This window comes from Limosilactobacillus rudii (genome assembly GCF_014145455.1).
GTDB classification, from domain to species: Bacteria; Bacillota; Bacilli; order Lactobacillales; family Lactobacillaceae; genus Limosilactobacillus; species Limosilactobacillus rudii.
Window position 1 is genome coordinate 25371 of record NZ_JACIVB010000043.1, and the last position, 23435, is coordinate 48805.

Sequence of the window (23435 nt, forward strand, 5' to 3'; positions counted from 1 at the left end):
TGACCTCCTTCATTTCGACTTACTATTTTCCAATTAATTAAAGTAAGCCTTTTCCCTAATGTAAAGATTAACATTATTCCTGCTATACTACGACTAGGGAAATACCTATATTTTTTCGGATGGAGTGTTAATTAGACATGAATCGTTTTGATCGTCAAGAAAGGGTCCACCAAATTGGTATTGGTGGTCAAAAAAAGATTAGTCAGGCTACCATACTTATTGTTGGGGTTGGCGCCCTAGGTAGCTATTCTGCTGAACAAGTAGTTCGTGCGGGGGTTAAAAAACTAATCCTGGTTGATCCAGACACCGTTTCTTATACTAACCTACAACGACAAACACTATTCACAGAAGAAGATGCTAAACTACAGCGACTAAAAGTTGAGGCCGCCAAGGATCACTTAGAAAAAATCAACTCGGCTTGCCAGATTACGGCCATCCCTTCTCCGCTTACTGCAGACATAATTGATGAATTATCTTTCACCCTTTGTCTGGACTGCCTCGATAATTACCGGACACGGGACTTATTAAATAAGCTCGCTCTCACAACTAAGTTTGATTATATTTTTGCTAGCTGTGCGGGAACCTATGGCAATGTAATGGCAATTTCGCCACTAAAGGGTCCTTGTCTCAACTGTCTTTTTCCTAATATTGAAAAACTAAAGCAAACTGACTGCGACTTAATCGGAGTAAACACTGCTTTAGTTCCTCTTGTGTCTAGCCTGCAAGTCTCACTAGCTCTGCGTTATCTCATCAACAAAACAGAAGTCAATTTTCATGAACTAATTACTGTCGATAACTGGTCAATGCAGTTTAATAAATTTCAAATAAAAAAAGCTTCCACATGTCCATCATGTCAGGTGGCTCAACCACATTTTAAGCTAGAAGAAGAAAAAAGTAATTTGCAAATGCTCTGCGGCGAAAATGCTTACTATACGGTCATCGATGAAGAACCGAACATGCAAAAACTCCAGCAATTTCTTCGGCAAAAAGATTGCCTATTAAGCGCTAACCGGTTATTTATTCATTTTAAATGGAGGGATTTACCAGTCAGTATTTTTAAAAATGGTAAGATTATTATGTATGATCTGCCAGATGTTGCAGCTGCACAAAGGCAATTATTATTAATAACTAAATTACTGAAAGAAGCATAGTATATGAAAAAGCTTGCAATTTTAACGATTAGCGATAGCCGGTCATTAGAAACAGATGAATCCGGGAAATTAATTACCGCACTCGCCAAACAGAATGACTTAATGGTGATTAAACGTGTCATTGTTCCTGATGACATTGTGGATATTCAGACAGCCTACCTTCAATTGGAACAGCAAGGGCCAGATATAATAATCACTAATGGCGGAACTGGTATTGCCCGTCGTGACGTTACAATCCAGGCAATTCGGCCACTATTATTAAAGACAATTTCTGGTTTTGGTGAGGCTTTTCGCCAAATCTCATTTGAAGAAATCGGAACACGGGCGTTAGCCTCCCAGGCATTAGCCGGTTTTAATTACCGTTACCAGCTCACTTATTGTTTGCCAGGATCAAAGAATGCCTGTCAGACAGCGTTAACAAAGCTAATTATTCCCGAATATGGACATTTATTATTTGAAAGCAGTACTAAACGAAAGGAAGTTCACCACCATGCTCACTAGAAGAACACCTATTTCTGTTGCAGAAGCCAAAGAGAAAATTAATGCCATCCCCCTTAAACACGAAACAGAAACCATCCCCTTAGCAGCGGCTAATCACCGGGTCTTAGCTGAAGATATTCACGCTAGTTATGATTACCCTCATTTCCGTCGTGCCGGAATGGATGGTTATGCAATTTTAGCAAGCGACGACCATGATTTCCCTAAAGAGTTCACGGTCCTTGGTGAAATCCAAGCTGGTGCAACATGGGATAAACCCTTACATACTGGAGAAGCAGTGCGAATTATGACTGGTGCCTACGTTCCCGATGATGCAGGAAAAGTTATTAGAATCGAGAAGACTCGTCCGGTTAATGGCGAAGATTCCAAAGTAATGATTGTTACAACAGAAAGTAAGACTAATATTACCGAAGCAGGCACCGATGTAACAAAGGGCGATATTATTCTTAATAAAAACTGCGAACTTAATCCGGGAGGACTAGCGGTACTGACTGCTTTTGGGGTCCATGAGGTGAAGGTATATAAAAAACCGCGAATTGCAATTATTGCAACAGGAACTGAATTATTAAGTCCGACCGACCAAATTGCGCCGGGGAAGATCTTTAATAGTAACGGGATTATGCTTAAAAACTTGGTGGAAGAAGCTGGTGGAATTGTTGATTTCGAAACCCAACTTCCCGATGAACCTGCAGTTATTAAGCAGACATTAGAAGAACAAATGGCGACTCATGATATTGTTATTACTGACGGTGGTGTATCCGTTGGTGATTTTGATTACATCGGGGATGAAGCTAGAAAAGCTGATACCCTCTTATTTAACAAGATTAAGCAACGACCAGGAAGCGTAACAACAGCCTTTATTCAAAATAATACCTTTGTAATGGCGCTCTCAGGTAATCCTGGCGCCTGCTTCACTGGTTTCTATCTCTATATGGAACCATTAATCCGTCGTTATCAGCACCAGCCTAGCCGGATCAAGCAGGTTCGTGCAACACTTGCCGCGCCATATAATAAGACAAATGGCTTTGACCGATATCTTCGTTGCACTTACAAGTTTAGTAATGGGAAATTCGCTGTTTATCCAAACGGCATTAACCGCTCTGGTTCATTAGCTAACCTCCAAACTACAACTTGTCTTGCCCTTATCCCGCATAGTACAACCCCAATGGCAGTTGGAACGGAGACAGACGCATGGCTATTACCTTTCAAATAATTGGGCATAAAAAAAGTGGTAAAACATTAGTTACTACCAAACTAATTCAGCAATTAACCTCCCGTGGTTACCGAGTCGCTGCGATCAAACATGATGCTCACAAGGCTGCAATGGATATTTCCCACACAGATAGTGCTCGAATGTCAGATGCAGGAGCCCAGCAAGTAATTCTTCAATCTAACAATGATTTTTTCTTCCACCAGCATGGAAATTTACCGCCGCTTACAAAATTCGTGAATTTTTTAGCAATAGATAATGACTTTGTCTTGATTGAAGGACATAAAGGATGTCAAGACTATCCCAAATTACTATTACTAAATCCTGGTGAAACACCTGCTGAGTTTAATTGCTCACCACTAATTTGCCAAATTGGCACTATCTTTAATAACCCCTTAGCAAAACTACACGGGATCACCGATATTGTTGAGTGGTGTCAAAAGTATTTGGAGGAGCAATTATGATTGGCCTGATTTTTGCTGGTGGAAAATCAAGCCGTTTCGGTTGTGATAAGGCAACATTTCGTTGTGCCAATCTTCCATTAAGTAATATTCAACTGGCAACCAAAAAGCTGCTACTTTTCTGTGACGAAATCATAATTTGTGCTAATGAGGATAATAAAGTACCAATTAAACGATTAATAACTAATTATCCTCGTACGAATATTGTCACCGATATCGCTCTTTTTGATCACCACGGTCCCTTATCCGCTATTGTTGCTGGGACAAAGCTACATTCTTCAACAACACAAGAGTATATTACGCTGGCTGTAGATTATCCTTATATCAAAACAAATACTATTAAAAGACTTGTTCAGGTTCCCAATTCATTTCTTGCAACAGAGAATCATGATCATTACTCACTCGCTCATTTTTCGACGAGTTATCATAGCATTATCAATTGGCTAAAAAATGATAACTGGCGTTTACGTGACTTTATACTAAAAAGATGCCGCTGCCAGCCAATTTATTGTGAAGAAAGTCCTGAACTTCAAAATCTAAACTATCAACGAGGTATTAATATGAAAAATAAAGATTCAATGACCGCCCCCGATTTCCAAAAATTGATTGCACTAGTTTTAAATGATCTTGCTCTTCGTAGAACAATGCTTGAAAATCGTGAACAGGATGTTAGCCAACAAATGAGTTCACTTGAACGAGACGCAGAGCTTGAACAGCTTGATGATCAAATTCAACAAATCAAAAACGACTTTAATCACTATAAAGAATTTCAAGATCCTAAATTTGACTTTAATGCTCAGGAGTACTTTCAGGGCCCATCAATGGGCTTACCACGGCATCCTTAATTCGCTAAAACGGCTGGGAGAAAATACAATTTCTCACCAGCCGTTTTGTTCTCAATTACGCTTACTAGTCCCGTTCCTTCATTGCACTATTCTTTAAATAGGTTTATTATATAAAATAGGAATAATTATCGTATAATTTTATTTATCAAAGTTGATTGCTATTTGGAGGGATTTAAATTGTTAGAGACAGCGGAATGGATTCGGGAATACTTTAATCAAGCACCGAATGCTATTTTACTTTTTAAAAATGATGAATTATTAATTAGTAACCGCCCAGCTCAACGATTAATAAGTTTATTCAGGGTTAACCCTGATTATCTTCTTCAAGTTAGCAAAAATGCATGGGAACAGCAAAAAGGTGATGATTGTGCCAACTGTGCAATTAAATCTAAAATGACTGACGTAACCGTTCCAATTATCTTTCATGCTAATTCTACCCCTGCCCACTATTCACTCATTTACAAACCTTTAAATCGGCAGCAAGATATATTTTCGATCACGATTGAAAACCGCGAACACCAAGGGCGTATCTCACAAGTCGAACAACAGCGAACGCTTAACCAATATATCAACGAGGCCCACGAAAAGGAACGACAAAAAATCTCGCAAGACCTTCATGATAGTGTCGCTCAGGGGATCTATTCCGCAATAATGGGAATCAATCGTCTTAGCAAGCAAAGTAATCTTACTGAACAGGAAGTTCAACAGTTAGGACAAAATCTAGAAGACCAGTTGCGTGCTACCCTTGGTGAAATTAAAAGAATGGCTTTAGATATCCGTCCATCTGTTTTAGATAATTTTGGCCTTATTCCTGCAATTAAGGCTTTGGCTAAACGAACTCAAGCAAGTACTGGCATCAAGATTAACGTTATTTCCTCGGTTTCAGAGGTTAAACTTCCAGCTAATATTCAGAATGTCCTATACCGAATTAGTCAGGAATCAATTAATAATGCGATTAAGCACGCCGCCCCCTCTGAAATCAATATCATTATCACTAAGCATAATAATTACTTTCAATTAGAAGTACTCGATAATGGTAAAGGCTTTGATACCAGTAAAAACAAAGAATTTAACGGACATTCACTTGGTCTAATGAATATGAACGAGCGCGTAAAGGGGTTTAACGGTGCTTTTTCGATTAAGTCTAAAATTAATGCTGGAACCTCCGTACAAGTCCGTTTCCCCTATAATGATGTAAATAAGGATATGGTGAATTAATATGTATAGTGTTTTAGTGGCAGATGATCACGCAATTGTTCGCTCCGGAATTTCATACCTTGTTGACCTCCAACCTAATTTTAAGGTCGTCGGCGGGACTGCTAGCGGAACCGATACCTACATGCGGGTCGAACAAGGTGGTGTTGATATCCTAATCATGGACCTTAGTATGCCGCCGGGCGAAAACGGTCTTATTACTACTAAACGAATCCATGACAAGTTTCCTCATGTCCGTATCATAATTCTCTCAATGCACGAGGAACAAGAGTATATCAATAAAGCAATGGCAAACGGCGCAATGTCGTATATCTTAAAAAGTTCACCAGATTCTGAAATTCTTACGGCTCTCCAGCACGTCGCAAATAAAGAAAAATATCTTGATAAAAATATTATTGTTAGCAAGGCAGATATTAAAAAGATTAATGAATCCGGGAACAGCTTAAATTTGGAAGGCTACAGTACACTTTCTAAGCGTGAAAAGGAAGTATTCCCTCTGATTGCTCTTGGTTATTCAAACAAGGAAATTTCACAAAAGATGTTTATTTCGACTAAAACGGTTGAAGCACATAAGGCAAACATATCGCGGAAATTACACCTTCATGGACGGGTTGAATTAGTTCAATATGCTATTCACCACCACCTAATCGATTTTTAAATTGTCAGGAATTTCGTTTTAAGAGGAATTCCTGATTTTATTTATTACTTAAATTAATTAAAATAAAGAAAACGCTATTATTAAAGGAGATTTTATTATGGCTACTAACCTAAGTCGCGATGATGAACTTCGTGAAATTCTCAGTGATATTGCCCGTAAGCGGTTTGTAAATAGTCGCCAAATTAATCCAGCATCTAACTTATTTATAACCGTTAAGCACGCTGTTAATCAGCATTATATCGATGGTGCTATTCTGGACGAAACCTTTAGCAGTTCATTAGCTGAAATGGACCTAAAGAACGCAACGTTAACTGAAAGCGGTCAACAAAAACTAACCGAATTAATTAATACCCAAGGAAAGGAATAAGTTAATGGACGCACAAGACAAACTTAACCGTCAATACGAAAACAAGTCAATTTATACTGCTGGGTTTTATGCCGACCCTGACAATAATCTTGCTAATCGTAAAAAATTATTTGATACTCTTAAATCACTCGTAATGAATCAAGATGCTAGTACCCCCTTTTCACTGCAAATAATGATGACAAACAGCGAGATAAACATTATGCCACTTGGGCTTCTTGACCTTAATGAATTAAAGGAGTATGAAAAGAAGCAACGAGAAATCCATGGCCTTGACTGGCATAGTGACGAGATTCCGTTGATTATTCAATATTCTCCACATACCGAAGATGGCAAAGTGGTTAAGAAAACGGTCTGCTCAACCCAAAAGCTCTTTGCTGATTTCAATACCCAAATTGAGAATATTTGGCAAACAGTAAAGGACTTTTTAAATGATAATTTTGCTATTTTATCAGCAATTGTGAAAGACTTAATTGCTGATAAAAATGATGTCCAAAAAGAGTACTATACTACCTTTTCAAAAATGAGCGCTGCTGAACGAGAAGAAAAATTAGGATTTACAGTCGATACTGCCGAAGTTGAACAATTTAGTGAATACATGGCAAACATGCATGAAGTTCAAGCAATCGTCCTTTCTGCTGGATCGTTTGCAAATCACGAATTACTTGGTAAAAATAGTTTTTCTGAAATGATTAGTGATAATGTCCGTCGTAGTACTCTTTTCTGGGTACTTGATAATACATTCTACGAAATCTACTATTACTTCTATAATAGTAATGAGAATTCAAAGCTAAGAAAACGACTTAATCACCAACGAGAAAACTTAATTGTTAATATGCGTAATGATGCTTTCCATCGTGCGCAAGAATTAGTGGAAAAGCAACAAAAGAAAGTTGATTTCAATGAATACTTTTCCGATATTTTTATCCCCGTTGCTGAGCAGATTGTTGCCGAAATAAATAAGTTTAAGGATTGATGAATGTGGAAATAACCCCTGATGAACGTTTAACGGACGCCCTTGGAACAATTATTAACCAGTTCCCACCGATGGTTAAGGGAATGGTCGATTTAAATACTAATCAAGACAATAGACAATGGCGGCTTACAATTTTTGATATTTTTAGTCACCTAAGTTCAAGGGACCTTATTATCGACCAAATTACGGCGGCACAGTTACCAGAATTGCTTGCTCTCGCGGTTCAATCAAATCCACCTTTTTTTCAGCCGGCAGCCGTATCGCCAAATGAATTAGCCAAGCAAAAGGCATATTCATACCTGGCTAACTACTTGATGGGACAATTCACACGAATGCTCAACACGATCGGCAATCCGCCACAAGTTATTGAAGAACTTACAGTTGATGCTGGCGATATCATGCTGGCTCAGATCCAACGTCTCCAGTTTAATTATAATCAACGTTTCCGGGTTGCTAATTACCTGGCCGATATTAAGGCACGTGACGGTCTACTTGCAGCCATGAGTGCTAAACAAAGCTCTGCTCTAACTGGCGTTGGTGGCGAAGTCGTTTCTTTAGCAGGACAAATTGGCCAAGCACTAGGCACTGTTCATTACATTATTGCTGAACGCAATGCTGTCAAAAAAAGTCAAGACTATTTTAATAAAATAATCACGGCCGGTCACTATCCTCTTGCCTTGCTTTTTGCTCAACAATCAAATAGTGAATGGTTTACTAACTTTTTCAATCAAAAGCACCGTCCATCGCTTGATCAATTCAAACAGGCTTACCATTTATCACTAGAACACATTGAAGATGTTAACGAGATGATCACCGACATTATCTCCCAACTAAAATTAGACATTAAGGTGTTACCAACTGGGCGAACACAGGATGAATTACTGCAATTAATTGATAAATTATAAATAATAAAGGGCCTACGATTACTTGGCCTTTTTTCTTGCTTGTTTTTATATATTTTTGGAATATTGATGATATAATTAAAATAATTAAAAGCGTAAGGAGAGTTACTTGCAATGGAAAATAGCGAAATCGTTAGCAAGGTTACTGCGGCCCTTGAAAACGTAATTGACCCCGAGCTTGGTATTGATATTGTTAACCTTGGTCTTATCTATGGAGTTGAAGTTGATGACAACGGTCACTGCCAAATTAATATGACCCTTACTACCCCCGGCTGTCCGCTTTCTGATGTTTTAAATCAGGATATTCAAAAACAAGTTAGTGCTGTCCAAGGTATTACCGATGTTGAAATAAAACTTGTCTGGTACCCGGTTTGGACAATGAACAAGATGTCTCAATATGCAAAGATCGCTCTTGGCGTTGGAGGTGTTTAATATGGGCAAGGTAATTGACTTTAACTTACCAATTAAACAATTAGCAGATAAGTACGACAATTTCGTCCCGTTGATGATAGAACTAGGTTTTACCAAAATTAAGATTCCAGGAATGCTTGAATCCGTCGGCCGGATTGTTAACCTCAACAAGGGATGCCGGGCAATGGGAATTGATAAGCAAAGAGTTCGTAATACTTTTATTCAGCATGGCTTTGAGGTGATTAATGATGACAACTAATGCCCGTCAGCGACAACGTGCAATTACCAAGATACTAACATTTCTTCACCAAGGTGGCGACTTTGAAGAAGCAAAAAAGATGTTTAATGACCAATTTAGTAATGTTGATGTTGCTGAAATAACGGCCGCTGAACGTGAGTTGATTGCTAACGGTCTCAACCCAATAGAAATTCAAAACTTATGTAACGTTCATGCTGCTGTCTTTAAAGGAGCAATTACTAATAATCAGCAAACACCAGCCTTTGAAAAGCCAGGACACCCTGTTAATACACTTAAACTGGAAAATAAGATTATTTCATCATTAATTAATGACGAACTTCTTCCAGTCGAAAAAAAGTGGCAACAGGATGGAACTAATCCGAACTACCTCAAGCGAATGCAACAAGCCCTTAGTGACCTTAAGACTATCGACAAGCATTATGCTCGCAAAGAAAATACTATCTTCCCCTTAATGGATAAGTATGGGATTACTGCGCCGCCAAAGGTAATGTGGGGTGTTGATGACAATATCCGCCAATGGATTGATCAGGCATACCAATTAGTTCATCAGGAGCCCCTTCCCGATAAGTATCAGATTGAAGCTGCAATTGAAAAAGCAGCTAAGGAAGTCCTTGAAATGATTTTTAAGGAAGAAGATATTATGCTACCGATGCTTGATGAGGTCGCAACCCCACAAGACTGGAAAACGGTTCGTGACGATGAAGATGAAATCGGTTATACCTTAATTCCAACTCCCCTTCCCTGGTCGCCAACTAAAGCGGAAATCGAAGAAGCAAAGGATAAACCTCGTAATTCTAAAATTGCTCGTGAATTAAATCAATTTGCCCAACAATTAGCAAAGGATGATGCACAGGTTAATGATAATCCGCAGCAAGTTCCCACTCCTCATCAAAAGGACCTTCAAGCAACTAACGAGGCTACTTTTCCTAAAAAACTATTAGATCTCGGTACCGGTAACCTTGAAATAAAGCAACTAATTGCAATCTTTCAGACCTTGCCTGTTGACCTAACCTTCGTTGATCATACTGACCATGTTCGGTGGTTTTCCGATAATCAACACCGCATCTTTCCTCGTACCAAGTCTGTAATTGGTCGGGCTGTTGTCAACTGTCATCCACCAAAGAGTGTTGACAAGGTACAGCAAATTTTACACAACTTCCATTCCGGTAAAAGTAATCATGCTGAATTTTGGATTGATCTTCACGGTGAACGATTCATCCATATTGAATATTTTGCCCTTCATGATCCCGATGGACAATATCTTGGTTGCCTGGAAGTCAGTCAAGATGCTACCCATATTCGTAGCCTAACTGGTGAAAAACGGCTATAAAAATAAATCTCCTAGGTGCCCATTTTGAAAACCTAGGAGATTTATTTTTTATTTAACGATGTGAACATCACCATGAATGTAGTGCTTCCAAAGAGCAAACCAGCAAATAACACCGGTCAATGCTAGAAGCGCGATTCCCAATTCGTAACTACCAGTCCACTGGAAAATATATCCAATAATCAATGGTGGGAAGAATCCACCCAGACCACCGACAGCACCAACAAAACCGGTAACTGCTCCAGTATTTCCTTTCGATACGTACGGCACCATCTTGAAGACAACCCCGTTACCAATACCGGCAGAAAGACCAACCAATACAATTCCAGCAATAAACATATACTCATTGTGGAAACTAGCCATGATCCAAATTGCGAAGATAACAATAGCAATGAATACCCATTGTAACAATGCCATTGGCCGCTTACGGTCAGCAATATAACCACCTAATGGCCGCACCAGTGTACAAACAAAGGCAAACAAAGCGGAATATAGCCCAGCTATTACAGGGGTGTAATGGAACATTCCAGTTAGAAATGTTGGCGTTAGATTTGTAAATGCAACGAATAATCCGAATGTCAGGAAGTAGAATAAGGATAAGTACCAAGTCCCACTATCCTTTGCAACGGACAAGGCACCCTTAATTGTCTTACTCTTATCTACTGGCATTTCCTTACAAAAAATAGCAAATAATATACCGACGACAATTGTTAAGATAATCAAGAAATAGTAGACGCTATCAAATCCAGCTGCCTTTGAAATATATGGCAGAGTCATTGCAGCAACGGCATTACCCATGTTACCCATAGAAACAATTCCTAGTGCCAATCCCTGTTGTTCAGGCGGAAACCATACGGATGCATAGGAAACACCAACGGCGAAAGAAGTTCCTGACATTCCGACTAGTAATGCTGCAAATAATAGCATTCCAAATGAATGAACATGTGGAATCATAATCAATGGGATAAGAATAAATACCATTAAAATTAGGTAAACTTTCTTTCCACCATAGCGGTCACTTAGAATCCCCACCGGAATTCGCATAATCGAACCAAGCAATACAGGGGTCGCTAATAGCAATGTCCGTTCGGAAACACTCAAATTAAACATCTGCGCTACCTGTGATGCGAGAGGCGCGAAGTTTGACCACGACATAAAACATACAATCATTGCCAATGTTGCAAGGGTCAGTGCCGTATAAGCATTTTTCCTGCTACCATGGGCAACATCATTAACACTTGACATAATCAAGTCCTCCTCCTTTTATATTCAATTGTAACCTAAAACAGCTTAACCACCACTAACCGGCGGAATAATCGCAATCTCGTCACTTGCTGTTAAGCTAACTTCATCGCTATCAACAAACTCTTGGTTAACTGCTAACCGCGAATTTGCAAGCGTTGCCGAAAGCTGCGGATCAAGCTGACTTACCTTATCGAACAATACCGCTACTTTAACTGGAGTCGGTACTTCAATTTGTACAGTCGGTCCTAACCGATCTTGTAAAAATGCGAAAAGCTTAATTGTAACTTCTGTCAATTTCCCCACCTGACCTTATCCGTATCGTATTCTTTCTTCCAAATCGGTACTTCATGTTTTAATGTATCAATAACAAATCGACACCATTTAAATGCTTCAGCACGGTGAGGAGCAGCAACACCAACAAAAACTGCGATGTCAGTTAATGCTAGCGAACCTGTCCGATGAGCGACAACTACACGGCCACCCTGCGCTTCAATCGGGGCAGCAATCTTTTCAAGTTGTTTTTCTGCCATTGGCTGGTATGCAGAATACTCAATCTTAGTGGTTTCAACATTCCCTGTCCATTGGCGAATTGTTCCCACAAACATATCAATGCCACCATACTGCGGATCAACAAGCTTTTGATACATTTCATTAACATCAATGGGGGTATCGCTTATTCGTAAATAATACAACAATAATCACCCGCCTTTAACACTAATCATTATGACAAAAATTAACTTCTTTTAGAATTAGTTAAATCCCTAATAATCGCTTTCATTGATGGTTGCTATACTATTTTTAGATGAAAGGAATTTCAAAATGAATGTTATAATTATATATTCAACAATTTATGGACATAACCTTGAAATGAGTCAATTTATCCATGATAAAATTCTGCCTGATAGTACACTTATTTCAATGGATAATTTTACGCCCGTTAACTTAGCAAATTATGACCTAATAATCATGTGTCCTTGTACATACGGTGAAGGGCAATTGACAACTAACGAAGAAGCTTTTTATCACTACCTTACCAAATGTTGCTTAACAGGATCCGATTATTTAATCGTAGGAGTTGGTGATAAGCACTTTGGACCACGCAAATTCGCCAATGCCGTTTCTATATTTGCTGAAAAACTTGCCGCAGCAGGAGCATCGTCGATTACGCACCCGTTAAAAGTTGACTATGACGAAGCTAAACTGGTTCAAAAGCGCGTTAATAAAATTATTAATAATTATTACCAAAAGAAGGGATTAACATTACCAATCAACACTACCATGTAACATTAATAAGCACGCTTATTCTTATCATTGTTGCCTTTTTTATTGCACTTTCGTGTGGCCGGATCTATATACCGCCTACCGAAATCGTTCATGCATTATTTAGTCCCCATAGTAACCCAGCAACGGCTAACATTATCTATAACATCCGTCTCCCCCGAATTATTGCGGCGGTATTAATTGGGGCAGGATTAGCCATGTCAGGTTGTGCATTTCAAAGTGTCTTTCATAATCTGCTCGTGTCACCAGACATCCTTGGCGTTTCTTACGGTGCTGCAGTTGGAGCAGCCAGCGCAATCCTCTTAGGACTAGGAATTTGGTTTACCCAGTTATTCGCCTTTATCTGTGGCATTATTGCGGTTAGCGCAACACTCTTAATTGCGCGAATTATTCACCAACGTGGAACTCTCATCATAGTCCTTGCGGGAATTGTTGTTTCTGGTTTTATGCAGGCATTGATTGGACTACTAAAATATATTGCAGATCCTGATTCACAATTGCAAAGCATCGTTTACTGGCAACTGGGAAGTTTAGCAAAGGTGGATATTTCCAGTATTATCGCCGTCTTCCCAATGCTAGCCATTGGTGCGGTTATCCTAATCTTTTTCCGCTGGCACTTAACAATTCTCTCACTTGGCGATCAAAACGCCCAAACCATTGGCATTAATGTTGCATTCGAACGGCTTCTGATTATCGGCGCAAGTACCCTCCTTACAGCAGCAACAGTATGCCTAAGTGGAAATATTGGGTGGGTTGGTTTAGTCATTCCCCATATTTCGCGTTTACTCGTCGGTGATAATACTCGCCGGACTCTTCCTATTGCTGGTCTTGTCGGGGCATTATTCTTGTTGATTGTTGATACCCTTGCCCGGTCACTATCAGCTGGTGAAATTCCACTTAGTATCCTCACCGGCTTTATCGGTGCTCCATTATTTATCTACATTTTGATCAAAAAGAAGGTCCGCTTAAATTGACATTACTAACTGTTACTAACCTGAGCTTCTCTTACCACAAATCATCAACCGTTTTTCACGATGTTAACTTATCACTTGAAGCAGGTGAAGTCTTTACAATTTTAGGGCCAAACGGCGTCGGTAAATCCACCCTTCTACAATGTCTTTGTGGATTACTAACACCAACGAAGGGAGAAATTAGTCTTAACGGCCAAAACATCTCTGATTTTACCCATCGTCAACTTGCCCGGCAGGTGGCCATTGTTCCCCAAAACTACCACATTAATTCTGGAATAACGGTAATGGACTACCTTCTTACTGGCCGTACCCCCTATCTATCACTCCTGCAGATGCCAACAAAAAAAGATCACGAGATTGCTGAGCAGTATTTGACAGAATTTAACTTGAATACATTAAAGAATCGATCATTTAGCTCCCTTAGTGGTGGTCAACAACAATTAATTGCCATTATTAAGTCCCTTCTTCAAGAACCTAAATTACTAATTCTCGATGAACCAATGGCTGCCCTTGATATTAGCCGGCAGTATGAATTGCTTAAATTAATCAAAAGGCTTGCTAATAAACACATTGCCATCCTTCTCACCACCCACCTGCCAGATCACGCCCTAATGCTCAATACTAAGATCGGTCTTTTGTCAACTAGCGGTACATTAACGACCGGAAGCACGGATGATTTAATTACTAAAGAAAGGCTAGAAGAATTATATAAAATCCCGTTAAACCTCACTTATTTACCAGAACTCCATCGCTATACATGTCAAATTTTAATTTAAAAATCGGGAATGAGCCTAACTACGGATCTCATCCCCGATTTTTTAATTTTCGCCTGCTAAAATTTGCTGAGCTTGGCGCGTACTTAAATTATAATGATAATATTTGTGGTAAAAGTCCTTTACTTCTTTAACCATGTTAACATCTTTCATTTCATTTGGGTGTATTTTCTTAGCTGCCCACAAGATCTGTAGTGCTTCTTCTGCACTATATCGATCCCACGGGAAAGTCCCTTGCGGATTGCCATAAACTTTATCTTCACGAACTGTCTTTAATTGCTGCAATTGCTTATTTCGTTTCAATGCTTGTCGTGCCTGCTTGTCAGTACTACTTCCCACAATAATTATATCTGGATTTGCCTTTATAATTTCTTCTGCAGTAATAGATAATTGGTTTCCCTTTTTCTTAATAACATTTTGACCACCCGCAAGCGTGATCCATTCATTAACGATTGTTCTTTGACCATCAACCTTAGTTACATCAGCTGCATTAACAATATGCAACACTTTTGGTCGGTGCTTAATCTCTTTTAGGTTGCTTTTTACTTTCGTAATATTTGCTGACAGTTCACGATTGTATTCACGAGCAACTTTCGGAGCATCGCCACCAAGAATGTTTGCTGTTAATGTCACCGATTTTTTTAACCCTGCAAAGTCAGTATACATTGCATTGACTGTTGGTAATTTTGCATCACGAGCAGTCTTTAATTGTGCTGGGTCGGACGTAATCACAACATCGGGACGGGTCTTAATTAATTCTTCAATTTGAATCTGATTACCGGCTAATGGTGCTGCCACTTTTTTTATCCCAGGATCGACAACTGTAAACCAATGTTGTCTCTTTACTAGAGGTGTTGTCGCTACGAGCTTCTTTTGCCCGCCAAGTAATAATACAACCTGATTATTAGCGTGCCATAAGTCAGCTACCCGGTTTACTTTTTTAGGAATTTTTACTTCTTTACCTTCCATGTCTTTAACCTGTCGCGTCGAACTGGCTAGTGCTGGACTGGTAATTCCTAGTAATAATAAAAGAACCAATAAACCGCTTAATACTTTTTTCTTCATGTCAATCTCCTTTACTATTGCTCCATCATTAATTGTATTCTATCTCATATAATAGTTAAATCAGTAATTTCATCTATTTCCCTAATACTCTTTTTTATTGTTAGTTACTACAATAAGGATAAAGATTCAGGAGGTTTAGCATGGAACGGAACCTAAAAAAAGCAGTTTACCAACACATCAACTTTGAGAATAATTTTCAAAACTTCTTTGATTTTCCCGATTTTAAAGAAATGCGGCCGATTATCAGGTCCGCAGTCCATACAGTTGCTAAAGAGAGCTTTGCCGAACAACCGCTGTCGGTAAAGGTTGAACGACGGGCTGTTGCAATCGAAGAACAACTTGAAAGAGAAACCCGAAAATACCAACATCAGAATGGCTTTTTCCCCAATCAGCAATCTGAGTTGCATAACCTTATCCGGCTATATACTAACGTTTTACAAGTAATTAGCAAACACCAAATAATCGACCAAGAAATTGAAGACATCATCTATGCCGTCGATCAAACACGCAAAAGCTTACGAAAGCTCAATAAATTAGATGGTGAAGGCCCATTATATGAGAATACAAAAGACCGCGACCTTATCCCTGATACTTTCTACTATCTTGTCACTCAACAATTAATTCGCCCGTATTTAATTGATCCAGCAGGCAAGATGATACCAGAAAATGTAACTCATGACGGACGTAAACTTGTGGTACAAATGATTACCTATTGCTATCGCGACTGGGATTCTTACCTTACACACCAATACGATGAACAATATAATATAAAAAATAAACGTGGCCTTTCAACAAAGCAGTATTATGATGAGCTAGAACAGAACGAACTGAAATATGCCGACCACGCTTATGCGGAAGTCTTAGCTGACGTCTTTGGGGAGCTAGAGAAAATGCTCGTTCCTGATTATGTTGATAGCCTTGATATTATGTCAACTAATCTCGAATCAATCTTCACTAAACATCCGCGCTTACGGTTACAATTTAATCAGATTATCACTGACCACTTTAAGGTTGATGTACACGGTGTAGAACACGTAATGGACGAGCCACTTAAAGATATTAAAAATAAATATGATTACTACCGGCAAAACTTTAGTTAGGGGATTAACAATGCACCCACAAATTACTCCCGAAATGAAATTGGGAATGAAAGAATTCGAAAATACAATGTTTATGTTAAACGTTCAGCCAACTGCCAAAAATATTGATAAATTTGCCCTTCAAGGAGATCTTTTGCCCGAAAGACTAGATGATATCGCCTGGGCATTGCCGGCCTATCTTTCAACCGACTTTAACCTCTTCTTTATTTTTGCACCTAATATAAACAATCACTGGGCTATTAGTTGCTCCCAAGTTCAAATTGAAGATGGCAACCGAATTACGGCAATGAGTGAAACAGTGCCAACGGGGATGGGATTAAACGCCGTTAATGAATTAAGTCCCAGTTCAGCAATTGAATTAATAGCTTATTTAAAAACATTAGAAGTTAACCGTCTTGGGTACTTCGATGAACATATCGGTGATATGATTCGTAATCAAAAGTAATTTCATAAACTATTCTTTAATAACGAACAAGGGGTTGTGACACAAACCATGAATGGCCTATGTCACAACCCCTTATCAATTTAAAGGACTTATACTGCGTTGCATTTATATTTCTTTGATTTGCTTGCGAAGACTATTAATCTTGGCAATAGGTAAATCACTATCTTCAATGTAGTAAATTAACTCTTGCCGATCAATTTGCCCCTGTTTAACTGCTTCAATTGTCTCCGCTGACAAGGCCGGATAATTAGCATTAAACATCGCAGCAACATCCGGAATACTGTTAATTTCAGCACTGGTCCATCCCCGATTCCACGGGCGCCGAATATTAGCTGCTATTAATAATAATAGTTTAATCAATTCATCACTACTCTTATCAGGAGTAATATTAAGATTAATTGTATCATTCAACATTTTGATAATTCGGTTAATTGTTTCTGCCATTGAAACTAAATCTAAATCTTGATACAAACCTAGTTTCATCCCATAAATACAAATAAAAACGGCCCCTTGCAGATTGCTTCCTGTTAATTGATATCGTGTCATAAATAATTTGTCCAATTGTTCTCGGAGATCAAAAAGGTCAAAATAGTCATCGTATTTGTAACGCATAATTTCTGCTTTTTCCGGAACATAATATTGCAATCCTAACTGGTGATTATAAAGTTTTATCAAGCGTCGACAATCAGTCAACAATGCTGAATAGGCAATAAAAATTCCCTTTTCAAATGTTTCATCAAGATTAAGATCATCAGCCATCTGATTAAGGTCTAATAAATAGTAACGTAATTCTTGCTCGCCAATTCGATCTTGAACATACTGTTTAAATTTTTGCTCACTTAAATTTAACTGCGGATTCTGCGCTTTAATTATTTGAAAAGCATGACGGACCGAAATAACCCCATACATACTCGCAAATGAAGCAAAATAATCATCAATTAATTGATCTGTCCGTCCGTCAAAAATAGTCGGCAAGTCTGTATTAATAGTATTGAATGTTAAATCATCGCCATCTACAAAATCGTCGCTAAAATAACTATCGTCGGAATTATTGATGGAATCACCCTGATCTATAAGCGCTATGTATTCATCATGATCATCATCGTCAATGACACCTTTATCATGTAAGTAATGCATTAAGCGCTTCAATGCCCGTTCAATATTTTTAATCTCATTTCTTGATGATCCATGATATAGCAGTTCTTCAACATCTGCACTATTAAAGTCAAAGAAAGCTTGTAAATTATAAGCTAACCATTCGTTTAAATAGAATTTAAGGTTGCCTTCATAGCTCTTAATTGTTTTACTACTATATTCACCACGAATATCATTTAAAAAGATATCAAGGAGCTGATTATTTAATGTTTGAATTTTGCTAGTTGCTTGGTCGATCTGCTTAGAGGAAGCAAAATCATAGTTTGTTGAACTAAGCTTATCTAACTGATCAATAATATGTTCAAGCTCATCATGATTATCTGGCTGCATTGGTGTTTTTGCATATTGAACCTTAAATGGTTGTGCATTAGTTATTATCGTTAGTGTGTCGCTCTCATTAATATAACCATTACCATGACGCTTCATTATCGTCGTTAAGCGTTGAGAAAGGCCAACTTCATCCATCGTATCAGCTAAGGGTTTCGCATAATCACGACATAGTAAAACTAAGGAGCCCATTTGTGAGCGATCAATTGTTTTATTAATTTGCCATTCATTACTAGCCGCAAGGTATTTATTAAATGCATCAATTGAAAGGCCAAGCCCTGTCCAAACAGCTTTTAAGGTTGCTTCAAACCGTTCTTTGATATGTTGTTTATTTTTTGCATTGACGTCATACAAAATAACAGCCATTGTTGTTGCATCATTTAGAAAAACAAGATACTTCTTATGCTGAACTGTAAAGTACGTCACATGCCATGAAAAAAGAGGATTAGCTTGAGCAATCGCCGTTGTTGTATCATTTTCAGCTTGCTGGTAATTATTAAATAAATTCTTTGCCTTCCCTGCTACGTTAATATACACTATTTATCCCCATCTTTCTTAACGATCATAACATTACCATCTTCCGGGTTACCATACACTGTATAAGCTCCATCAAGCTTTATCTCACGATAGTCTTTTCCGGCATAATTTCCCTTAATTGTATAGCTACCTAGTTCTAATTTTCCAACTGGCTGAAATAATGCTGGAACGGGCTTCTTATCGGTTACGATAATTTCAAATTCCCCATCGATACCGCCATTGCTAAATGCTAATTTACGACCCGTCTTGTCATCTACTATAATAACTTCAGCATTGTCAGTTGTTTGTCTTAATTCTTCTTGCATTAATATTCTCCTAATTTTATATGTTTTAGTGTCATTTTACAATCATCCAATCATTTTGCCAATTATCTTTGATTATTAATTTGGCAATGGATGCGGTATACTAGTATTAAAGAATTATTTGCATAGGGGTGCCCATATTGCTGGGCTGAGATATACAGTGATGTATGGACCCTAGAACCTGTAAGTTAATACTTGCGTAGGGAATGCGTATCATAAGTTTTATTGCTCAAGATAGTTTTTCCCACTTATCTTGGGCATTTTATTTTAAGGAGTTATTTAATGGTCAAACATCAAATCAATTGGTCCCTTGTTGATCAACTACGGACTAAAAACCCAATTATCCTTACACTGGCGAACTTAGTAACAATAGATAAAGTTGCCGATGCGGTAAGCGCTATTGGAGCTTCACCAATCATGTCTGTCGAGGTAAATGAGGCTGCTGAAATGGTTGAATTAGCAGATGCGATTGCGATCAATCTTGGAACCATTAGCCAGCAACAACTAATGCAAATAAAGGCAACCCTGCAAGAAGCAAATCATCATAAGCCATTAATCCTTGATCCGGTCGCGGTTGGCGCAGTCCCTTCACGAATGAAAATAGCGCAAAGCCTATTAACAGAATTTCATTTTGATGTTATTAAAGGAAACGCTAGCGAAATAGCTGCCCTCATCGGGATTAACGGCAAGAGTCATGGAATTGATGCAGGAACTGTTCCTAATCAGGTCCAAATTGCTGAACGATGCGCACGGCAGTTTCATACAATTGTTATCTTAACTGGCGAAACTGACTTAATAACTGATGGCCAAGTTTTATACCAGAATCCCTTTACAGTTGAAATGCTCACAACAAATGTTGGTAGTGGTGATATGTTATCAAGTATAGTAGCAGCATTTGCTGGAATTACTACTGATATATGGGATGCTTGTATTGTTGCCACTGTTCTTATCTCAGCTGCTGGTGTTCTTGCCAACCGCTATTCAGCAGGTCTTGGATCATGGCAAGTACAGTTTTTTGATCAACTTTCGATTATGAATACAAACTCCTTATTAGATTTCTTAGAAGAAAGCGAGGAAGATTATCTTGATTAATGATTACCCTCAAGTTTTAACAATTGCTGGTACTGATAGCGGAGGCGGTGCCGGAATTCCAGCTGATGTCAAAACGATGCAAATGCGAGGCGTTTATGCGGCTATGGTGGTAGTTGCTGTTACTGCCCAAAATACCCTTGGTGTCCAGGATGCCATGCCAGTACCGGAAAAATTAATTGATGAACAATTTGCATCAATTGCAAATGACTTAAAAATTCGTGCTTGCAAAACAGGAATGCTTGCTGATCCCTTACGAGTTAGAACAGTAGTCCGTAACTTAAAAAAATATAACTTTGGTCCACTTATTGTAGATCCAGTAATGGTCGCAAAAGGTGGCGCAAAACTGTTAAGTGATGATGCAATTACAATTGTTCGAGATGAATTACTACCCCTCGCCAGTCTTATTACTCCTAACATTCCTGAAGCATGTGAGTTGACGGGAATGACAATTAAGGATAAAAATGATATTAAAAGCGTGGCGAAAGAGCTTCAAAAACTAGGGGCAAAAAATGTTCTACTAAAAGGTGGCCATGCACAAAATAAGGACCATGCTGATGATTATGTCCTTTTCGAAGACGGAAACGACTTGTGGTTAACAGCACCACGAATCAATACTAAAAATACACATGGAACCGGTGATACAATTTCTGCTTGTATTACCGCTGAAATTGCTAAAGGCCATTCAATGGAACAAGCGATTATGATTGGTAAGACATATGTCGAAAAAACGATTCAAAAGGGTATCAATGTTGGTCATGGCCATGGTCCATTGAATCACTGGGTTAAAGTTGAAGGAGACGATATAAATGGTATTTGATTCACAATCGTTACAAGTATATTTAGTTGGTGGTACTCAAGATGTTCATAATGATGTTGACGCTTTCCTTGAGAAAGTAGAATTAGCGATGCAAAATGGTATTACAGCTTTTCAATATCGCGAAAAGGGTAATTCCACCCTCCGACCAAATGAACGAATTGATCTTGGCCTGCAATTACGCACCCTATGTACTCACTATGCCATTCCATTAATTGTCGATGACGATTATCGATTAGCCCAACAAATTAATGCTGATGGAGTACACATCGGTCAAAATGATACAAAGGTAGATCAAGTTTCAGTTGCCGTTGGTCACCAAATGTTTATTGGTTATTCTTGCAATACACCGGCACAAGTTGAGCATGCTAATTTAATGGACTTTGTTGATTATATCGGTTGTGGTCCTGTCTTTCCTACAACTTCCAAAGCCGATGCTGACCCTGCAATTGGCTTAAGTGAACTAAGCCGGTTAAATACATTAAGTATTCACCCGGTCGTTGCAATTGGCGGTATTACTGAGGAAAATATGCAAGCAGTTCATAAAACAGGTGTTGCAGGATTGGGTGTAATCTCGTTAATATTTAATAGCGATGATTTAGTGGCAACCATCAAACAAATGAAATCTCTTTATAAATAAGAAAATAGCGATTTAAAATGATTAGAAATTACATCATTTTAAATCGCTATTATTCTTTTGTTGCTCCCTGTAGCCACTTTGAAATACCAATTGAAATTGCTACTCCAATCCCTAAAGGAATAAAGGCCGTAAAGTTTAGGTGGCAAACTTCAAACAGCATGAATAATGCCATTAATGGTGCCTGTTGGGATGCAGCTAGAAATAAAGTTGCTCCAATTACCGCACACTGCGTTAACGTTACTAAAGGAAATAGATGAATATAAGGAATTCCAAGAAGAACACCAATCACAGCTCCGGCGGCAATTGATGGTGTCAGTGTCCCACCGTAGCCCCCACACTTAATTGTAAATAAGGTAATAATTACCTTAGCAAATAGGCCAAAAAGTAATGCTAAAAGTATTTGTTTATCAATTGTCGTTGTATTCATTGCTAATTGTGCTAAACCGCGTCCGTTTCCCATAATCTGAGGGTAAAAAGCAGCGATTATTCCAGTCGATAAGGAAAGTAATGGTAATTGCCAAAATAAATGATTATTAGTTACACGATGAGCAGATGCAATTGCTACTCCCCGTTTAAACCATGTTCCTGCAACTCCTAATAAGACGCCAAGGATAACAGCAAACGGTACCGAAATTAGTGAAAAGTTCCGACTACCAACAATGTAGTAAGGCTCGAACCCTTTTAAAATTGAACCAATCATTGTTGCAATCACTGACATGATAAGGCTAACAGAGACCGACCGTGCATTAATCCGCTGATATAGTATTTCTAAGCAAAAAATAGTTCCCGTAATTGGTGCGATATAGACACCGGCGAATCCTGCCCCCGCAGCTGCAGCAACCAACAACCGTTTATCTTCTGAATCAAGGTGGAACAAGTGATAACGATCAAGAGCCTTTCCCCACTTTTGAGCAATTGCTGCCCCCGCCTCTCGTGGCGCTAATTCACGACCAATCGAGTTCCCAGTTCCAACGAAAAAAATCTGTGTTACAACATGAATCATTGTTTTGTTTAAGGGCATTCGTTTACCATTTAATGCATTTTTTATACTAACCGGACGGTAGTGTAACTGGAGTAAGTACCACACAATTGCCGCAATTGCTCCACCAATAAATACTGATAAGAATCGATGAATAGGAAATATACTAATATTAACCGGCATTCTATTAGTTTCATTAAAGTTCAAAAAATAGTGCTCAGTAATATCAAGAATCGCACTTAGGATCAACGAACTAAACCCAACGATAATTCCGAGAGCAACAGTTGCAACTGCTAAAGGAATATTCTTTTTTGTCTCTTTCATTTTATCTCTCCTACGTAGAAGTAAATCATTCCTAGTTTATCATGAATATGGAAATAATGATAATTGATTAGTTTATATAATTTAAAATATTATGTAAACCAATCAATT

28 protein-coding genes and 1 riboswitch are annotated in these 23435 nt (G+C 38.5%); of the genes, 21 read left to right on the forward strand and 7 right to left on the reverse strand.

Features of this window, described 5'->3' with window-relative positions; genetic code table 11:
• Window positions 1-137 precede the first annotated feature (137 nt).
• The 13 genes from H5S39_RS03205 to H5S39_RS03265 all read left to right on the forward strand — a co-directional run bounded on the left by H5S39_RS03205 (window position 138) and on the right by H5S39_RS03265 (window position 10280).
• A complete protein-coding gene (locus tag H5S39_RS03205) occupies window positions 138-1151 on the forward strand; it encodes a HesA/MoeB/ThiF family protein (RefSeq protein ID WP_182596947.1) in 1014 nt (337 codons plus the stop codon).
• Window positions 1152-1154: 3 nt separating this feature from the next.
• A complete protein-coding gene (locus H5S39_RS03210) occupies window positions 1155-1652 on the forward strand; it encodes a MogA/MoaB family molybdenum cofactor biosynthesis protein (protein ID WP_182596946.1) in 498 nt (165 codons plus the stop codon).
• Window positions 1642-2862 (forward strand): molybdopterin molybdotransferase MoeA, encoded by a 1221-nt coding sequence (locus H5S39_RS03215; protein ID WP_182596945.1) that lies wholly within the window; start codon window positions 1642-1644, stop codon window positions 2860-2862. The genes H5S39_RS03210 and H5S39_RS03215 overlap by 11 nt, the downstream gene beginning before the upstream one ends.
• Window positions 2841-3323 (forward strand): molybdopterin-guanine dinucleotide biosynthesis protein B, encoded by a 483-nt coding sequence (mobB, locus tag H5S39_RS03220; RefSeq protein ID WP_182596944.1) that lies wholly within the window; start codon window positions 2841-2843, stop codon window positions 3321-3323. Before H5S39_RS03215 ends, mobB begins: the two co-directional genes overlap by 22 nt.
• Window positions 3320-4165 carry a molybdenum cofactor guanylyltransferase gene (locus H5S39_RS03225; protein ID WP_182596943.1) on the forward strand — a complete coding sequence of 282 codons (846 nt, stop codon included), beginning with the start codon at window positions 3320-3322 and terminating at the stop codon, window positions 4163-4165. Before mobB ends, H5S39_RS03225 begins: the two co-directional genes overlap by 4 nt.
• Before the next feature lie 177 nt (window positions 4166-4342).
• Window positions 4343-5383, forward strand: coding sequence for a sensor histidine kinase (locus H5S39_RS03230; protein ID WP_182596942.1), 1041 nt, complete (start codon window positions 4343-4345; stop codon window positions 5381-5383).
• A gap of 1 nt (window position 5384) precedes the next feature.
• On the forward strand, window positions 5385-6038 hold the full coding sequence (locus tag H5S39_RS03235) for a response regulator (protein WP_182596941.1): 654 nt from the start codon (window positions 5385-5387) through the stop codon (window positions 6036-6038).
• A gap of 97 nt (window positions 6039-6135) precedes the next feature.
• A complete protein-coding gene (locus H5S39_RS03240; protein ID WP_182596940.1) occupies window positions 6136-6405 on the forward strand; it encodes a hypothetical protein in 270 nt (89 codons plus the stop codon).
• 4 nt (window positions 6406-6409) lie between these two features.
• Window positions 6410-7378 (forward strand): hypothetical protein, encoded by a 969-nt coding sequence (locus tag H5S39_RS03245; RefSeq protein WP_182596939.1) that lies wholly within the window; start codon window positions 6410-6412, stop codon window positions 7376-7378.
• Entirely contained in the window at window positions 7378-8283 is a 906-nt protein-coding gene (locus H5S39_RS03250) for a polyprenyl synthetase (RefSeq protein ID WP_220477043.1), read from the forward strand. Before H5S39_RS03245 ends, H5S39_RS03250 begins: the two co-directional genes overlap by 1 nt.
• A 111-nt stretch (window positions 8284-8394) precedes the next feature.
• Window positions 8395-8712: a metal-sulfur cluster assembly factor gene (locus tag H5S39_RS03255; protein ID WP_182596938.1), complete on the forward strand. Its 318-nt coding sequence runs from the start codon at window positions 8395-8397 to the stop codon at window positions 8710-8712.
• 1 nt (window position 8713) lies between these two features.
• Window positions 8714-8950 carry a DUF1858 domain-containing protein gene (locus H5S39_RS03260; protein ID WP_182596937.1) on the forward strand — a complete coding sequence of 79 codons (237 nt, stop codon included), beginning with the start codon at window positions 8714-8716 and terminating at the stop codon, window positions 8948-8950.
• The gene (locus H5S39_RS03265) at window positions 8940-10280 is read left to right on the forward strand and encodes a DUF438 domain-containing protein (protein ID WP_182596974.1); all 1341 of its coding nucleotides are present in this window, start codon (window positions 8940-8942) and stop codon (window positions 10278-10280) included. The genes H5S39_RS03260 and H5S39_RS03265 overlap by 11 nt, the downstream gene beginning before the upstream one ends.
• A 48-nt stretch (window positions 10281-10328) precedes the next feature.
• On the opposite strand, the gene H5S39_RS03270 is transcribed toward H5S39_RS03265, so the two are convergent.
• Genes H5S39_RS03270 through H5S39_RS03280 form a run of 3 tightly spaced genes read right to left on the reverse strand, consistent with a single transcriptional unit; the run spans window position 10329 to window position 12214 of the window.
• On the reverse strand, window positions 10329-11522 hold the full coding sequence (locus H5S39_RS03270) for a nitrate/nitrite transporter (RefSeq protein WP_182596936.1): 1194 nt from the start codon (window positions 11520-11522) through the stop codon (window positions 10329-10331).
• 45 nt (window positions 11523-11567) lie between these two features.
• Window positions 11568-11825 (reverse strand): MoaD/ThiS family protein, encoded by a 258-nt coding sequence (locus tag H5S39_RS03275; RefSeq protein ID WP_182596935.1) that lies wholly within the window; start codon window positions 11823-11825, stop codon window positions 11568-11570.
• Window positions 11813-12214, reverse strand: a complete 402-nt coding sequence (locus H5S39_RS03280; protein WP_182596973.1) for a molybdenum cofactor biosynthesis protein MoaE — start codon at window positions 12212-12214, stop codon at window positions 11813-11815. Before H5S39_RS03280 ends, H5S39_RS03275 begins: the two co-directional genes overlap by 13 nt.
• A gap of 127 nt (window positions 12215-12341) precedes the next feature.
• On the opposite strand from H5S39_RS03280, the gene H5S39_RS03285 reads away from it, so the two are divergent.
• The 3 genes from H5S39_RS03285 to H5S39_RS03295 are packed head-to-tail and all read left to right on the forward strand — an operon-like array spanning window position 12342 to window position 14550.
• Window positions 12342-12806 (forward strand): flavodoxin family protein, encoded by a 465-nt coding sequence (locus H5S39_RS03285; RefSeq protein ID WP_182596934.1) that lies wholly within the window; start codon window positions 12342-12344, stop codon window positions 12804-12806.
• Window positions 12807-12811: 5 nt separating this feature from the next.
• Window positions 12812-13777 (forward strand): FecCD family ABC transporter permease, encoded by a 966-nt coding sequence (locus H5S39_RS03290; protein WP_375139108.1) that lies wholly within the window; start codon window positions 12812-12814, stop codon window positions 13775-13777.
• The gene (locus tag H5S39_RS03295; RefSeq protein WP_182596933.1) at window positions 13774-14550 is read left to right on the forward strand and encodes an ABC transporter ATP-binding protein; all 777 of its coding nucleotides are present in this window, start codon (window positions 13774-13776) and stop codon (window positions 14548-14550) included. The genes H5S39_RS03290 and H5S39_RS03295 overlap by 4 nt, the downstream gene beginning before the upstream one ends.
• A gap of 42 nt (window positions 14551-14592) precedes the next feature.
• Here the strand turns inward: H5S39_RS03295 and H5S39_RS03300 are convergent, their stop codons facing one another.
• A complete protein-coding gene (locus tag H5S39_RS03300) occupies window positions 14593-15612 on the reverse strand; it encodes an ABC transporter substrate-binding protein (RefSeq protein ID WP_182596932.1) in 1020 nt (339 codons plus the stop codon).
• Window positions 15613-15752: 140 nt separating this feature from the next.
• Between H5S39_RS03300 and H5S39_RS03305 the strand changes: the two genes are divergently transcribed.
• Together H5S39_RS03305 and H5S39_RS03310 are read left to right on the forward strand one after the other, a co-directional pair.
• Window positions 15753-16712: a hypothetical protein gene (locus tag H5S39_RS03305; protein WP_182596931.1), complete on the forward strand. Its 960-nt coding sequence runs from the start codon at window positions 15753-15755 to the stop codon at window positions 16710-16712.
• Between the two features lie 10 nt (window positions 16713-16722).
• Entirely contained in the window at window positions 16723-17157 is a 435-nt protein-coding gene (locus tag H5S39_RS03310; RefSeq protein ID WP_182596930.1) for a hypothetical protein, read from the forward strand.
• 105 nt (window positions 17158-17262) lie between these two features.
• On the opposite strand, the gene H5S39_RS03315 is transcribed toward H5S39_RS03310, so the two are convergent.
• Both H5S39_RS03315 and H5S39_RS03320 read right to left on the reverse strand, forming a co-directional pair.
• The gene (locus H5S39_RS03315) at window positions 17263-19176 is read right to left on the reverse strand and encodes a DUF6933 domain-containing protein (RefSeq protein WP_182596929.1); all 1914 of its coding nucleotides are present in this window, start codon (window positions 19174-19176) and stop codon (window positions 17263-17265) included.
• Window positions 19176-19481, reverse strand: coding sequence for a hypothetical protein (locus H5S39_RS03320; protein WP_182596928.1), 306 nt, complete (start codon window positions 19479-19481; stop codon window positions 19176-19178). The genes H5S39_RS03315 and H5S39_RS03320 overlap by 1 nt, the downstream gene beginning before the upstream one ends.
• A 114-nt stretch (window positions 19482-19595) precedes the next feature.
• A riboswitch (TPP riboswitch) is annotated at window positions 19596-19701 on the forward strand.
• 59 nt (window positions 19702-19760) lie between these two features.
• Between H5S39_RS03320 and thiM the strand changes: the two genes are divergently transcribed.
• From thiM to thiE, 3 genes are read left to right on the forward strand one after another with little or no spacing between them, the layout of a single operon-like run.
• Complete coding sequence (gene thiM / locus H5S39_RS03325; protein ID WP_182596927.1) at window positions 19761-20570, forward strand: hydroxyethylthiazole kinase; 810 nt, start codon at window positions 19761-19763, stop codon at window positions 20568-20570.
• Entirely contained in the window at window positions 20563-21387 is an 825-nt protein-coding gene (thiD, locus tag H5S39_RS03330) for a bifunctional hydroxymethylpyrimidine kinase/phosphomethylpyrimidine kinase (protein WP_182596926.1), read from the forward strand. The genes thiM and thiD overlap by 8 nt, the downstream gene beginning before the upstream one ends.
• Window positions 21377-22024 carry a thiamine phosphate synthase gene (thiE, locus tag H5S39_RS03335; protein ID WP_182596925.1) on the forward strand — a complete coding sequence of 216 codons (648 nt, stop codon included), beginning with the start codon at window positions 21377-21379 and terminating at the stop codon, window positions 22022-22024. The genes thiD and thiE overlap by 11 nt, the downstream gene beginning before the upstream one ends.
• Before the next feature lie 49 nt (window positions 22025-22073).
• On the opposite strand, the gene H5S39_RS03340 is transcribed toward thiE, so the two are convergent.
• Complete coding sequence (locus tag H5S39_RS03340; protein WP_182596924.1) at window positions 22074-23327, reverse strand: chloride channel protein; 1254 nt, start codon at window positions 23325-23327, stop codon at window positions 22074-22076.
• Window positions 23328-23435: the final 108 nt, after the last annotated feature.